Origin of the sequence: Streptomyces shenzhenensis (assembly GCF_021462265.1) — a bacterium.
Classification (GTDB): Bacteria; Actinomycetota; Actinomycetes; order Streptomycetales; family Streptomycetaceae; genus Streptomyces; species Streptomyces shenzhenensis.
The window spans coordinates 105,948-119,453 of sequence record NZ_JAJONF010000030.1 but is presented as its reverse complement, the minus strand read 5'-3'; the positions used below and the strand labels follow the sequence as shown (position 1 = coordinate 119,453).

Annotated in this window: 11 protein-coding genes and 1 pseudogene; 7 read left to right on the top strand and 5 right to left on the bottom strand. The window is 72.0% G+C overall.

Annotated elements, in window-relative coordinates:
• A pseudogene (locus tag LQ326_RS31590) lies at positions 1-592 on the top strand (immune inhibitor A); the annotation flags it as partial.
• A gap of 55 nt (positions 593-647) precedes the next feature.
• Here LQ326_RS31590 and LQ326_RS31585 read toward each other — a convergent pair.
• Positions 648-3,365: a glycoside hydrolase family 2 protein gene (locus LQ326_RS31585; RefSeq protein ID WP_234542464.1), complete on the bottom strand. Its 2,718-nt coding sequence runs from the start codon at positions 3,363-3,365 to the stop codon at positions 648-650.
• Between the two features lie 112 nt (positions 3,366-3,477).
• Positions 3,478-4,665: an ROK family protein gene (locus tag LQ326_RS31580; RefSeq protein WP_234542463.1), complete on the bottom strand. Its 1,188-nt coding sequence runs from the start codon at positions 4,663-4,665 to the stop codon at positions 3,478-3,480.
• 139 nt (positions 4,666-4,804) lie between these two features.
• Between LQ326_RS31580 and LQ326_RS31575 the strand changes: the two genes are divergently transcribed.
• Entirely contained in the window at positions 4,805-6,274 is a 1,470-nt protein-coding gene (locus LQ326_RS31575; protein ID WP_234542462.1) for an APC family permease, read from the top strand.
• Between the two features lie 62 nt (positions 6,275-6,336).
• Complete coding sequence (locus LQ326_RS31570) at positions 6,337-6,849, top strand: GNAT family N-acetyltransferase (protein WP_234542461.1); 513 nt, start codon at positions 6,337-6,339, stop codon at positions 6,847-6,849.
• A gap of 262 nt (positions 6,850-7,111) precedes the next feature.
• Here LQ326_RS31570 and LQ326_RS31565 read toward each other — a convergent pair whose 3' ends face one another.
• Positions 7,112-7,552 carry an SPW repeat protein gene (locus tag LQ326_RS31565; protein ID WP_234542460.1) on the bottom strand — a complete coding sequence of 147 codons (441 nt, stop codon included), beginning with the start codon at positions 7,550-7,552 and terminating at the stop codon, positions 7,112-7,114.
• A 283-nt stretch (positions 7,553-7,835) separates the two neighbouring features.
• Between LQ326_RS31565 and LQ326_RS31560 the strand changes: the two genes are divergently transcribed.
• On the top strand, positions 7,836-8,039 hold the full coding sequence (locus LQ326_RS31560; protein ID WP_234542459.1) for a DUF8839 family protein: 204 nt from the start codon (positions 7,836-7,838) through the stop codon (positions 8,037-8,039).
• Between the two features lie 238 nt (positions 8,040-8,277).
• Here LQ326_RS31560 and LQ326_RS31555 read toward each other — a convergent pair whose 3' ends face one another.
• Together LQ326_RS31555 and LQ326_RS31550 are read right to left on the bottom strand one after the other, a co-directional pair.
• Positions 8,278-9,438, bottom strand: coding sequence for an acyl-CoA dehydrogenase family protein (locus LQ326_RS31555; protein WP_234542458.1), 1,161 nt, complete (start codon positions 9,436-9,438; stop codon positions 8,278-8,280).
• A 61-nt stretch (positions 9,439-9,499) separates the two neighbouring features.
• A complete protein-coding gene (locus LQ326_RS31550; protein ID WP_234542457.1) occupies positions 9,500-10,357 on the bottom strand; it encodes a helix-turn-helix domain-containing protein in 858 nt (285 codons plus the stop codon).
• Positions 10,358-10,625: 268 nt separating this feature from the next.
• Here LQ326_RS31550 and LQ326_RS31545 point away from each other — a divergent pair, with 268 nt between their 5' ends.
• The 3 genes from LQ326_RS31545 to LQ326_RS31535 all read left to right on the top strand — a co-directional run bounded on the left by LQ326_RS31545 (position 10,626) and on the right by LQ326_RS31535 (position 13,496).
• Positions 10,626-11,711 carry an S-(hydroxymethyl)mycothiol dehydrogenase gene (locus LQ326_RS31545; RefSeq protein WP_234542456.1) on the top strand — a complete coding sequence of 362 codons (1,086 nt, stop codon included), beginning with the start codon at positions 10,626-10,628 and terminating at the stop codon, positions 11,709-11,711.
• A gap of 262 nt (positions 11,712-11,973) precedes the next feature.
• Positions 11,974-12,336: a bifunctional 3-phenylpropionate/cinnamic acid dioxygenase ferredoxin subunit gene (locus LQ326_RS31540; RefSeq protein WP_234542455.1), complete on the top strand. Its 363-nt coding sequence runs from the start codon at positions 11,974-11,976 to the stop codon at positions 12,334-12,336.
• Positions 12,333-13,496 carry an NAD(P)/FAD-dependent oxidoreductase gene (locus tag LQ326_RS31535; protein WP_234542454.1) on the top strand — a complete coding sequence of 388 codons (1,164 nt, stop codon included), beginning with the start codon at positions 12,333-12,335 and terminating at the stop codon, positions 13,494-13,496. The genes LQ326_RS31540 and LQ326_RS31535 overlap by 4 nt, the downstream gene beginning before the upstream one ends.
• The last annotated feature ends 10 nt before the right edge of the window (positions 13,497-13,506 follow it).

The following is a 13,506-nucleotide window of genomic DNA, read 5'->3' as shown; positions in this document are numbered from 1 at the left end:
TGACGGCTGGAACGACAGCGGCGCCACCAACGCCGCCCTCGCCCTCAACGCCACCGCCTGGCTCACCGGCGCCTCCAGCGGCGGCAGCAGCGGCGGCGGTGGCGGCGGGTCCGGCACCTGCACCTCCGCCCAGCTCCTCGGCAACAACGGCTTCGAGTCGGGCAACACCACCTGGAGCGCCTCCAGCGGCGTCATCACCAACTCCAGCAGCGAGTCCGCCCGTACCGGCTCGTACTACGCCTGGCTGGACGGCTACGGGACGGCCACCACCGACACGCTCTCCCAGCCGGTGACCATCCCGTCCGGCTGCACCGCCGCCGCCCTGAGCTTCTACCTGCACGTCGACACGGCGGAGACCTCGACCAGCACCGCGTACGACACCCTCAAGGTCCAGGTCCTCAACAGCTCCGGCACCGTGCTGAGCACCCTGGCGACCTACTCCAACCTCAACGCCGCCAGCGGCTACACCCAGCGCAGCTTCAGCCTCGCGAGCTACGCCGGACAGACCGTGACACTCAAGTTCACCGGCACCGAGGGCTCCACCCTGCAGACGTCGTTCGTCCTCGACGACACCGCCCTCAACGTCAGTTGAGGGCCCGGGGCCCGGCCCTCGCGGCCGGGCCCCGCCCCGCTTGTCGCGGCTTGCCTCAACGCGCCTGGAACGTCCGCTCCTCGGCGTTCCAGCCGGAGACCCGCACCCGGGGCGCGGAGCCGTGCAGATCCGCCGTCCGGAAGGTGGCGGTCAGGGTCGCCGACTCGCCCGGCCACAGGCTGACCTCGTTGTCCGACCAGCGCACGGGCAGCACCGGCCTGCCGTGCGCGTCGACCAGGTGGACGTCGGTCAGCAGGGCCGGGGTCCTTCCCGTGCCCGTGTTGCGGACGGTGACCGTGGTGGTCGACGTGCCGTGGACGTCCGTCGTCGACGCCGTCGCCGTGACCGGGACCTGGGCCATCGAGGAGAGCCCGGTCAGGTCCGCGTGGCCGGTGGTCGGTGTGTGATACCAGTCGGTGTTCGCCCAGTCGAGGGTGTCGGGCCTGGTGGAGAGCCAGTAGACGTTGCGGCTCACCTCCAGGCCGTCGGCGTCGGTGAGGACCAGCCGCGCCAGATAGGTGGACGACAGCCCGGTCACCGACGCCGGCACCGTGAGCGCGGTGCTGTGCGCGCCGTCGCCCCTGACCGTGATCCCGGTGGCGGTCCGGTCGTACTTCTGGGTGCCGTCGGGGTTGAACAAGGTGACCCGGGCGGTGAGCCGGGAAGCCGGGGCGTGCCGCTGGTTCACCACGACCACCGAGCGGTCGTCGTACGAGTACTGGACGTGCAGGGGTTCGCCCGCCTTCTTCGCACCGAAGTAGGCGCCGCCCTGGTCGAGATAACGGTCCGTCAGCTGCCAGTGCAGGGACGTCCAGCCGCTGTTGAACATCCAGTAGACGACCCCGGTCGACGGCTTCGAGGAGTCCGTGGCGTTGCGCCCGTACGCCTCGTACTGGGCGCGGACGTTCTCGTACTGGGCGAGCTGCGCCTTGCGGACGTAGTCGGTGAGGCTCCTCGGGGCGCCGTACCGGCCGGTGAGGGCCTCGTCGTAGATCTTCAGCGTGCCGAAGACGGGGGAAGGGGAACGGTGGTACTGGCGGATGCCCGGGTTCTGCCAGAGGGTGCCGAGCTCGGCGGGTGTCATCATCCGGCGCAGGGTGTCGAGGGTGGGGATGTCCGGGCCCGCGCTGGTCTCGGAGTTGAAGCCGGTGGCGCCGCCCTCACGCTTGGCGTACCAGTAGCCCGGCGGGACCCAGTCGTACGGGCCGGTCATCTTCATGCCCGAACTGCCCAGCTGCGGTGTGGAGTTGTCGGAGGCGGCGGGGACCACCGGGACCGACCAGTCGGCGGCCTTCAGGGCGTCCAGGTACAACTTCTCGATCTTCGCGTCGGGGGCGAAGTCGCTGCCGATCAGGAAGGAGACCACGCTCGGGTGGTCGCGCAGCCGGGCGGCCTCGGCGGCCATCGAGGCCTGGGCGACCGGGTAGTCGGCGGCCGTCCACTTCTCGCCGCGCTCGCCGGCGCCGTTGACCTGGCCCTCCCACTTGTCGCAGCACTCCCAGCCCGGGAGGGTGAGGATGCCGTAGCGGTCGGCGAGGTCGAAGAACTCGTCGGGCTCGATGTGACCTTCCAGCCGGATGGCGTTGAGGCCGAGGTCGAGGGCGTACTTGAGGCGGTCCTCGGTATAGGTGCGGTCCCAGCGCAGGAACTCGTCGGGTGACCAGCCGCCGCCCTTGACCAGCAGCCGGCGGCCGTTGACCGCGTACTGGCGGGCGCCGTCGGAGTTCAGCGGTGCCCGGACGTCACGGACGCCGAAGCGATGGTGCGCGGTGTCGGACTTCGTGCCGGCGACGGAAGCGGTGAGGTCGAGGCCGTAGAGCGGCTGGCCGCCCATGCCCGCCGGCCACCACACCCTCGGGGAGGTGAGGTGCAGGCCTGGGGTGTCGGCCGGGGTGAAGGTGACGGTCCTGGTCTGGTGGGCGGCGAGCCGGACCGACCGGGCGACGGGCACTCCCGCCACCGTGCCGGAGACCTGGGCGGTGACCGGGGTGTCCGAGTCGTTGCGGGCCCGCGCCTTCACCGTCAGGTCGGCCGTCGCCAGCGACGGCACCGCGAGTTTCGTCACCACGTGCGCGTCGCGCAGCGCGACCGGGCCGCCGCGCCGGACCAGGACGTCCCGGACGATGCCCATGTTCTGGTCGGGCGGCGGCTGGAGCCAGTCGATCCAGCCCATGGTGAGGTTCTTGTCCGGGTCGTTGGGCCGGATCCGGAAGGCGACCGTGTTCGTGCCGGCCCTCACCAGCGAGGTGACGTCCAGTTCGTGTCGGGTGTAGGCGCCGGTGACGTCGGCGGTGGACGCGACCTTCCGGCCGTTCACGTACACGTCGGCCGCCGAGATCACACCGCTGAAGTCCAGGTAGGTGCGCTGTGCGGGGTCGGCCACCGAGAAGTCGCTGCGGTACCACCAGGGCACCTGGAAGGGCGCCTTGGGAATCTTCTGCTGGTTGGTGGAGACGAACGGGTCGGGATGGACGCCGTCGGCGAGCAGCGCGGCCAGGACCGTGGAGCGGGGCCCGGCCGGATACCAGCCCTGTGCCGGGTAGCCGGGGGAGGAGACCGCCGACGCGGAGTCGCGCACGTCGGCCGTCGACCGGATCGCGTAGCCCGACAGCGGGGTCGCGGACCCGGCGGCGGACGGCACACGGGTGATCCGGGCGGGCCCGTGGGCCGGGTCGCGGGCCCCGGCCCAGGCGCTGGTGTTGAGTGAACAGAGCAGTCCCAGGGCCACGGCGGCCGTGGCGAGGCGGTGTCCGGGGGCACGGCGAGGGAACACTGTGGTCTCCAGGCTCGTAAAGTTAGGAAACTTTACTAACTCGCCTCAAGCTAGGGTGCCGTGCAGGTGGTGTCAATCACCGTGGCGCCCGCGCGCGTGGGCGCCGCCGCTGTCAGGAAGCGTCCGACCTGCGCTGGAACACCTGGTCACGGGCGGTGCCCAGGGCCGTGGCCACCGCGCCGAGCAGCACCGCGTCCTCGCCGAGCCGGCTGGGTGCCAGCTTCGGGCGCAGCGGTGTGAGGGTGCGCAGATGCTCCCGCACGGGGCGCAGCAGCAGGTCGACGCTGTGGCCGACACCGCCGCCGAGCACCACCAGGTCGGGGTCGAGCACGGCCGCGGCCGCCGCCACCGTGTGGGCGATCCGCTCGCCCTCCAGGCGTACCGCCTCCACCGCGGCCGGATCGCCCTGGCGTGCCGCGTCGAACACGGACTTCGCGGTGAGCTGCCCGCTCATCCCCAGCCGCCGCGCCGTCTCGGCCACGGCCACCCCCGACACCGCGTCCTCCAGTCGCTCGGGCCCCCGTCGCCGCCCCGGCCAGGGCAGGAAGCCGATCTCCCCGGCCAGCCCGTGCGCCCCGGTGAACAGACGCCCCTCGCTGACCACGCCCATCCCGAGCCCGGTGCCGATCATGATGTACGCGAAGAGCCGGCTGCCCGCCCCGACGCCGTAGGTGTACTCGCCGAGGGCGGCCAGGTTGGCGTCGTTGTGCACCTCCAGCGGGACGCCCAGCTCCTCGCGCATCCGGTCGAGGAGGCCCGCGCGGCCCCATCCGGGCAGATGCATCGCGTACCGCACCCGCCGCTGCCGTTCGTCGTACACGCCCGGGGTGCCCACCACTCCGTGCACCACCTCGGCCGGATCCACCCCCGAGTCGGCGACGACCTGACGGGCGGTGGCGACCAGCAGGTCGGCCATCGCGTCCGAACCCCGGGCACGGTTGCGCACGTCGGAGCGGGCGACCAGGGTGCCGTCGAGATCGGCGACCGCCACCCGCAGCCAGCTCCGGCCCACGTCGATGCCGAGCGCGTGGCCGGCCGCCGGATCGGGCGCGTACAGCACGGCGGTGCGGCCGCGCTCCGGCACATGGGTGCCGACCTCGTGCACCAGCCCCGCCGAGCTGAGCGCCGCGAGCGCGCTGGACACCGTCGGCTTCGACAGGCCCGTCTGACGGGCCAGTTGGGCGCGGGAGGCGGAACCGAGCAGGCGCAGCCGGTCCAGCAGCAGCCGCTCGTTGGTGCTGCGCAGTCGCTGCCGGCTCCAGGGCTGCTCCTGCTCCTCTACGACGTCGCTGGCGGCCATCGCACCATTCTCACCGATTCCCGACGCATACTTGACGCATCTAGTAAGGCTCCTTAACTTTATCGGCCATCCCGCCGAGTCGGCGTCCGCCCGTCCTACCCGCCTCGCCCGCCTCCCCGTGTCTCGCCCAGGAGCCCCCATGTCTGCAGGTCCCGGTAGTCCCGTCGTCCCGGGCAGTGCGCCACCGGCCGGCGGTTTCGTCCGCCGTGTCGGGCTGTTCCAGGCCACCGCCATCAACATGAGCCAGATGTGCGGCATCGGTCCGTTCGTGACCATTCCGCTGATGGTCGCCGCGTTCGGCGGCCCGCAGGCGGTCACCGGTTTCGTCGCGGGCGCGGTGCTCGCCCTCTGCGACGGCCTCGTCTGGGCCGAACTGGGTGCCGCGATGCCCGGCTCCGGCGGCAGTTACGTCTATCTGCGCCAGGCCTTCCAGTACCGCACCGGACGCCTCGTGCCGTTCCTGTTCGTGTGGACGGCGATGCTCTTCATCCCGCTGATCATGTCCACGGGCGTGGTCGGCTTCGTCCAGTACCTGGGCTACCTCGCTCCCGGCCTCGGCCAGACCTCCGGCGACCTGATCGGGCTCGGCGTCATCGCCCTGGTGGTGCTCCTGCTCTGGCGCGGCATCGAGCACATCGCCAGGATCACCGCCGTCATGTGGACGGTGATGATCGCCTCGGTGCTGCTGGTGATCGTCGCCGCGGCGAGCGACTTCAGCCCGCATCTGGCCTTCACCTACCCGGCCCACGCCTTCGACCTGACGAGCGACCACTTCTGGCTCGGCTTCGCCGCGGGCCTGACCATCGGCATCTACGACTACCTCGGCTACAACACGACCGCCTACATGGGCGCCGAGATCAAGGACCCCGGCCGCGTCCTGCCGCGCTCCGTCATCTTCTCGATCCTCGGCATCATGGCGATCTACCTGCTGCTCCAGATCGGCACGCTCGGCGTCATCGACTGGCACCGCATGACGCACCCGGACGACATCGCCTCGACCTCGGTCGCCTCGGCGGTCCTGGAGAAGACCTGGGGCAGGGGAGCCGCCGACACGGTCACCGTGCTGATCCTGATCACGGCCTTCGCCTCGGTCTTCACCGGCCTGCTCGGCGGCTCCCGGGTGCCCTACGACGCGGCCCGCGACCGCGTCTTCTTCCGCCCCTACGGGAAACTGCACCCGAAGCACCGGTTCCCGACGCTGGGTCTCGCGACCATGGGCGTGATCACCGCGATCGGCTTCCTGATCGGCCGCCACACCGACCTGGCGACCCTGATCCAGCTGCTCACCACCGTGATGGTGATCGTCCAGGCGCTGGCCCAGATCGTGGCGCTCACGGTGCTGCGCCGCCGGCAGCCGGCGCTGAAGCGGCCGTACCGCATGTGGCTCTACCCGCTGCCGAGCATCGTCGCCTTCGCCGGCTGGTGCGTGATCTACGGCTACGCCGACCGGAACTCCCCGGGCCGCCACCCCATCGAGTGGTCCCTGGCCTGGCTCGCCCTCGGCTGCGTGGCGTTCCTGGTCTGGGCGCGGCTGGAGAAGGTGTGGCCGTTCGGGGTGAAGGAGATCGGGGAGGAGTATCTGACGCCGGAGGAGCCGGCCGTGGTGTAGTGTCACCAGTACACGTCAGCCTCATCCGGCGCGGGCAACTCCCGCCGGATGAGGCTTTTTTCATGACCGAACTCATCGAAGCGGACGTCGTAGTCCGCCCCGCCGTTCCCGGGGACCGCCCCGTCGTCGATCGTCTGTGGCTGATGTTCCGCCACGACCTGTCCGAGTTCCGCGGACTCCTGCCGGGGCCCGACGGCTCGTTCCGCAGCGAGCGCGTCGAGGACGCCTTCTCCTCACCCGACTGGGCGGCCTACCTCTTCGTGCGGGGCGAGCACCCGGTCGGCTTCGCGTTCGTCCGGGCGCTGGGCGCACCGGTGCGGGTGCTCAACAGCTTCTTCGTGACCCGCGGCGCGCGGCGCGCGGGCATCGGGCTGACCGCCGCCAGCGAGGTCCTCACCCGTCATCCGGGCCGCTGGGAGATCGCCTTCCAGTACGAGAACCCGGGCGCCGTCGCCTTCTGGCGGCGGGTCGCGGCCGAGGTCGCGGGCGACGCCTGGACGGAGGAGCCCAGGCCGGTGCCGGGCCTGCCGGAGCTGCCGCCGGACGTGTGGATCTCGTTCGGCACGGCTCCCTGACCGCACGGGACGGGCGGCCGGCGTGGACATGCGAGCACCTGCCTGCAGGACGCCGTCCGAGCCGTGCGGGCGCGTCGCGACGGCCCGGCAGCAGGCGGTGGCCCGGCGCCCGGCCGTCCTGGAGGCCGCCGGTCCGATCAGCGCGGCCCGGTCCCGCGGGAGCCCCGGCCGGTCCCCGGCCGCTGAGCGGGCGCGCGGCGGGGCCGGTCCGCCGTCATCGGACCGGCCCCGCGTCCTCCCTTCCAGGGGATGCGCGGTTGCTCTAGGTCGCCGGCGTCCGCTTGGCAGCCGAGGCGGCGCACACCAGCCCGAGGCAGAGGGCCAGCGCGCCGATGACGACGTTGTTGATGATGACGCCCGCGTCAGGGCTGGTGCCGACCACCCAGGGGGCGATGATCATCCAGATGCCCATGGCGCACATGGCCCAGCTCAGGCCGTACATGCGCTCCGGTGCCCTGGTGAAGCCCAGTGCCAGCAGGCCTATCGCTATGCCCATGATCAGGTTGTGGGTCATGAGTGCGGGCTGGCTCGCCGTGTAGTGGACGATCCACGGGGACGCCGCGCAGTACAGGCCGAGCAGGAACACCGGCCCGTCCACGAGCGCCACATCACGGCCGCCGAGCATGCGGGCGTAGCGCTCCCGCATCTCGGAGACATCGGGGTGGCTGGTTATGTCACTTCTGCCGTGCGAGACGTTGGCCATGACTCGTCTCCTTTGACTTACAGGCCTGACCGCGTCTGGTGCGTGCGGTATACACCGCTAGATGACATTCTGCTCTTATTTCTTCTTTATGTGTAGTTCTCGGTGCTCCCCGGGCACGCTCAGCCATGCGGGCACGGGTCGGCGGAGAGCAGGACGACCGGGACGTCGTTCACGGGACGGCTCCGCGGTCCGCGTCGTCCGGCGCTTCCGGCATGTCCGTGTCGATCCCGGGCAGCCGCACCATGACAAGGCGAAAACCGACTGCGGGAGGTGCACGACCGCTATGGGTGCGAAGGTGCTGGAGCGATTTCCCGCCGGGGCTCCCCGGGGCTCGTGGCCGGCCGAGGAGTACGCGGCGAGGTGCCGCGCCGAAGGCGGGCGGGCGACCGTGGTGATGGATCTGAGCACGGACGCCTTCCTGGTCGTCGTGCCCGGCGCGGACGACGACCGGCCGTCCTCCGCGGGGCGCGCGTCGGCCGGGAAGTGACCGCCCGGCCCGGACGGTCCCGCCCCGCGCGCCGTACCGCGTCCCCCGGTGCTGCGCGAGCCGGGTGCCGAGACGGGGATCGGGTCCGCCCTCTCCGTGTCCTCGGCGGGCCGCGTGCGGTGCCTGTGCGCTGTTCCGGACCGAAGGGCCCGGTGCCCGCCGGTTCGCCGAAGGTGACGACCTGTCGGCGTGCAGCGAATCGAAACGCTCACCGAGGACGTCCGCCGCAAATGCCCTCTCAGAGCGCCAGGGAGACGGGGGGCTCGATGCCGAGCAGAAGACGGTCGTGGTCCTCCTCGGTGACATAGGGGTTGAGCCCGGCATAGCGCGTCCCCACGGACACGTCCCGCCAGAAACGCTGCAGGGGGTTGCCGGGGTCGAAGCCGCCGGCGCCGTGCAGGTCGAGCAGCCACTCCACGGCCTGTCGGCATTCCGCGGCTGCGGAAACCAGTCGCATGCGCAGCTGTGCGCGTTCCAGGCTCGGCACGGGGTGTGCGGGATCCGTCGCGTCCAGTTGTCCGGCGACATCGAGGACGCGCCGGGTCGCGGTGTCGATCAGGTGGCTGGCCTGGCCGAAGCGGTGCCGGGCCAAGGGCGAGTCCACGAGCCGGGAGTAGGTGGTCTGCGACGGGGCCCGCGTGCCGGCCAGCACCCCCTGAAGTACGGCGAGCGCACCGTGGGCCGCGCCGATCATGGGAGCAAGGTGCGCCACCACAGCGCCGACCGTGACGACGGCGGGCGGAGGCGTGCGCCGGTCAGCAGGTGACGTCGTGTACTCGGGCGGCACCACGACGTCCTCGGCGAGGAGCGTGTGGCTTCCCGTGCCCGCCAGCCCGGCACTGCGCCACGACCGCTCGACAACCAGGTCTCCTACCGGCACCAGGGCGGTGCCCACCCCTGCCGGAGTGTCCTGGCGCAGGACGGGCACGATGAGGAAGGCCCATGCCGCGTCCTCGCACCCGGACGCCATCCGCCAGCGCCCCGACAGCCGCAGGCCGTCCGCGCTCTGCCTGCCATGCCCCTCGGCGACCGCGGTGGCGCACACCAGCGCGTGAGGGTCGGCGAAGTAGGCCGAACGGACCGGACCACGCAGACCGGCGCCGACCGACTTCTTAGAGAAGCACGACAAGGACGTCACCCATGCGGTGGAAGGGCAGGCCGCCCCCAGAGCCATGGCCACCTGCGCCAGAGTGCGCAGATCGGCACCGAGACCACCGAGTTCGCGGGGTACTGTCAGCGCGAGCAGCCCAGCCTCCCGCACGGCTGCCACGGAGGCGGGCGCCAGGCGGCCGGACTGCTCGGTCTCGGCGGCGTGCTCCGCGAGCGTGGTGGCGAGAGCGACCGCGCGCGCTACGGGTTCCACGCCCGCCGGGCGCATGTCGACAGCGTCAATGGACACGAGGGATTGCATCTCCTGCAGATCGGTGGGTGTCGCCGGGGCCCGCCGTGGGCGGCGAATGTCAGTCGGTCGGTTCGTGTGCCGACCGGGGAAGGGCCTGTACGGTTCCTGCCAGGGCCAGGCGCCGGGCCTGGGCCGAGCCGGGTTCCGCGGTGAAGAGGATGAAGCGCAGGTCGCCGTCATCGACGGACAGCGTGTCGCAGTCGACCACGATGTCGCCCATGTCAGGGTGATGGACCGAAACGCGCTCCTCACGGACCGGCGCATCGGCCCGCCCTTCCCACAGTGAGCGGAAGCGGCTGCTGGCGGCGATGAGGTCGCCCACCAGACTGCTCAGGCGCGCGTCCGCCGGATAGCGGACGACCGCTCTGCGCAGATCGGCGACGACGGTGGACTCGAAGCGGGCTGTCCGTCCGGCGGAACGGAAAATCGAGCCGGGTGTGCCGACGAACAGGCGCCAGGCCACGTTCCGGTCACGTCCTGCGCCGGGCCCCGGCCCGCAACCCATCACGGAGCCCCAGACGTTGTTCCATGCGATCACCGTCCAGGCCGCGTCGCAGACACACACAGGAACGTCGGTCAGCCGGTCGAGCAGGCGCTGGGCGCCGCCACCGATGTGCTGCGGCACGTAGCCGTCACCAGTCAGGGAGTAGCCGGCGAGCACGCAGAAGTACTCGTAGTCTTCGCGGCCCAGCCGCAGAGCCCGGGCAAGTGCTTCCAGGACCTCCCGGGACGGATGGCCCTGGCCCTGCTCCAGGCGCTTGATGTAGTCGGCTGAAACCCCTGCCAGTCGCCCCAGCTCCTCGCGCCTGAGGCCGGGAACCCGGCGGCGGCCGATGCTCTGAACGCCTGCCTGTCCAGGCGTCGTTCGATCGCGCCACTGACGCAGCATCGCTCCGAGGTTGTTGCTCTCCAACATGCTCCGAGCCTAGCCACCCGGCGCCCGGTGAGCCTGGCCCAATCACTCCCAGGCAACCGCGTCACCGGGCCCGCAGGACGTCGCCGGGCACCCGGGCCGGCACCTGCTCCCTCGGGCACCCGACGGCTCAGGCGTCGCGGTCGCGGTGTGCGGTCCTGCTGACGGATCCTTGACCCCTGCTGCGGCCTCCGCGATGCTGTGTTGCGAAACGCGAGATGCGTGCCGTATAGGGCAACATCTTGCCCACCTCTGCAGCCGAGGAGTGGCCATGTCCCAGCAGGTCCGTGCCGTCGTCGCGCGGAGCAAGGGCGCCCCTGTCAGCCTGGAGACCATCGTCGTGCCCGACCCCGGTCCGGGGGAGGCGCTGGTCAGGATCGAGGCCTGCGGGGTCTGCCACACCGATCTGCACTACCGCGACGGCGGGATCAGCGACGACTTCCCGTTCCTGCTGGGGCACGAGGCGGCGGGGGTCGTCGAGGCGGTCGGCGACGGGGTCACCGACGTGGCGCCCGGTGACTTCGTGGTCCTCAACTGGCGTGCCGTGTGCGGCCAGTGCCGGGCCTGCCGGCGCGGGCGGCCCTGGTACTGCTTCAACACGCACAACGCCAGGCAGAAGATGACCCTGGCCGACGGCACCGAGCTCTCGCCCGCCCTCGGGATCGGCGCCTTCGCCGAGAAGACGCTGGTGGCGGCCGGGCAGTGCACCAAGGTCGACCCCGCCGTCTCCCCGGCGGTCGCCGGCCTGCTGGGCTGCGGGGTGATGGCGGGCATCGGCGCCGCCCTCAACACCGGCGGCGTCGGCCGCGGCGACAGCGTCGCCGTGATCGGCTGCGGAGGCGTCGGCGCGGCCGCCGTCCTCGGCTCGAACCTGGCCGGCGCGGCGCGCGTCATCGCCGTCGACATCGACGACCGCAAGCTGGAGACGGCCCGCGGTCTCGGCGCCACCCACACGGTCAACTCCAAGGAGACCGACGCCGTCGCGGCGGTGCGCGAACTGACCGGCGGCTTCGGCGCCGACGTCGTCATCGAGGCGGTCGGCCGCCCCGAGACCTACCGGCAGGCCTTCTACGCCCGCGACCTCGCGGGCACCGTGGTGCTGGTCGGCGTGCCGACCCCCGAGATGAAGCTGGAACTGCCGCTGCTGGACGTCTTCGGCCGCGGCGGCGCCCTCAAGTCGTCCTGGTACGGGGACTGTCTGCCCTCCCGCGACTTCCCCATGCTCATCGATCTCCATCTCCAGGGCCGCCTGGACCTGGACGCGTTCGTCACCGAGACCATCGCCCTGGACGAGGTCGAGAAGGCCTTCGAGCGCATGCACCACGGTGACGTCCTGCGCTCGGTGGTGCTCCTGTGACGCGCGACCGCGGTTTCTGACCGCCCCGCCGACGAAGCGGCCCTGCCCCGGTGACGGCACCGGGGCAGGGCTGTACCCGTAGCTCCCGCGAGGCGTGTCCGCCCTGCTCACACACGGTTTCGAGGGTGCTTCGGCGTGCCCGGGGAACCGCCGTGGTGGCCCGGGCAAACCGGCGCGTGAACTCCTTGACAACGCTTCGCGGCGGCCCGCAGACTGACGTTGCGCTCATCGCAATCCGTTTCGCTATACGCACCGAGGTGTCATGATGATTCCCGCGTGCCGTCTCGCGGATCTGCCGCGAGGCGAGGCCCACCGGCTCGACATCGAACCGCCCGTCTCGGTGTTCCACACCGATGACGGTGAGCTCTTCGCCATCGACGACACCTGCACCCACCAGGACGCCTCGCTCGCCGACGGCTGGCTGGAGGGCTGCGAGGTGGAATGCCCCCTGCACGCCTCCAAGTTCGACCTCAGGACCGGCGCCGTGGACGCGCCGCCGGCCAAGCTCCCGGTCCGCACCCACGAGGTCGTCGTGACGGACGGCACGGTCTACGTCCGGCTGTCCGGCGACGCCCCCAACCTGCCGCCGTGCGTCTCCGCCCGCCTCGCCGGCGGCGCGGCGTGAGGACGGTCGCCGTGGTGGGCGCCTCACTGGCCGGACTGTCGGCCGCGCGCTCACTGCGGCAGCGGGGGTACGACGGCCGGCTGGTCGTCGTCGGCGACGAACCCCACCGCCCCTACGACAGACCGCCGTTGTCCAAGGAGTTCCTGACCGGCACCCTCGGCGAGGCGGACCTGGCGCTGGAGCGTGACGACGAGGACCTGCAGGCACAGTGGCTGCTCGGGACCCGGGCCACCGGGCTCGACCGCACCGCGCGGTCGGTCCGGCTGGCCGACGGCCGGGAGGTCCGCGCCGACGGCGTGGTCATCGCGACCGGCGCCGCGGCCCGTACCCTGCCCGGCACCGAGGGCCTCGCCGGGGTCCATGTGCTGCGCACCCTCGACGACGCCCGCGCCCTGAAGGACGACCTCGCCCGGGGCGGCCGCCTGGTGGTGATCGGCGCCGGGTTCGTCGGCGCCGAGGTCGCCGCCACGGCGTACACGCTCGGCCTCGACGTCACCGTCATCGAGGCGGCCCCGGCCCCGCTGGCCGGCCCGCTCGGCGAGACCATGGGCGCCGTCGTCTCCGCCCTCCACGCCGACCACGGGGTACGGCTGCTGTGCGGGGTGGGGGTCAAGGGGCTGAGCGGTGAGCGCCGGGTGACGGCCGTACTGCTGGAGGACGGCCGCAGCGTGCCCGCCGACACCGTCGTCGCGGGGGTCGGGGCACGCCCGTGCGTCGACTGGCTGGAGGGCTCCGGCATCGCGCTCGACAACGGCGTGAAGTGCGGCGCCGACGGGCGCACCAGCGTGGCCGGGGTCGTCGCCGTCGGCGACTGCGCCAACTGGTACGACCCGCACACCGGCACCCACCGCAGGGTCGAGCACTGGACCGGCGCGCTGGAACGGCCGGACACCGCCGTCGCCACGCTGCTCGCCCACGGCGCTCGGGAACCGGGTACGCCCCGGCCGCCCTACTTCTGGTCCGACCAGTACGGCGTGAAGATCCAGTTCGTCGGCCACGCCGCCGGGGCCGACACCGTGACGGTCGAGGAGGGCTCGACCGACGACCGCAGCTTCCTCGCCGTGTACCGGCGGGCGGGCCGGCAGGTCGCCGTGCTCGGGATGAACCAGCCGCGGCTGTTCACCCGCGCCCGCAAGCAGTTCGGCACCGCCGCGCCCTGACCCGGCGCCC

Excerpts from the sequence above, each read along its gene's own strand:
- LQ326_RS31560 (WP_234542459.1), top strand. The coding sequence starts at position 7,836 with ATGGGTGCGAAGGTGCTGGAGCGATTTCCCGCCGGGGCTCCCCGGGGC.
- LQ326_RS31580 (WP_234542463.1), bottom strand. The coding sequence starts at position 4,665 with ATGGCCGCCAGCGACGTCGTAGAGGAGCAGGAGCAGCCCTGGAGCCGG.
- LQ326_RS31540 (WP_234542455.1), top strand. The coding sequence starts at position 11,974 with ATGATGATTCCCGCGTGCCGTCTCGCGGATCTGCCGCGAGGCGAGGCC.
- LQ326_RS31565 (WP_234542460.1), bottom strand. The coding sequence starts at position 7,552 with ATGGCCAACGTCTCGCACGGCAGAAGTGACATAACCAGCCACCCCGAT.
- LQ326_RS31575 (WP_234542462.1), top strand. The coding sequence starts at position 4,805 with ATGTCTGCAGGTCCCGGTAGTCCCGTCGTCCCGGGCAGTGCGCCACCG.
- LQ326_RS31550 (WP_234542457.1), bottom strand. The coding sequence starts at position 10,357 with ATGTTGGAGAGCAACAACCTCGGAGCGATGCTGCGTCAGTGGCGCGAT.
- LQ326_RS31545 (WP_234542456.1), top strand. The coding sequence starts at position 10,626 with ATGTCCCAGCAGGTCCGTGCCGTCGTCGCGCGGAGCAAGGGCGCCCCT.
- LQ326_RS31570 (WP_234542461.1), top strand. The coding sequence starts at position 6,337 with ATGACCGAACTCATCGAAGCGGACGTCGTAGTCCGCCCCGCCGTTCCC.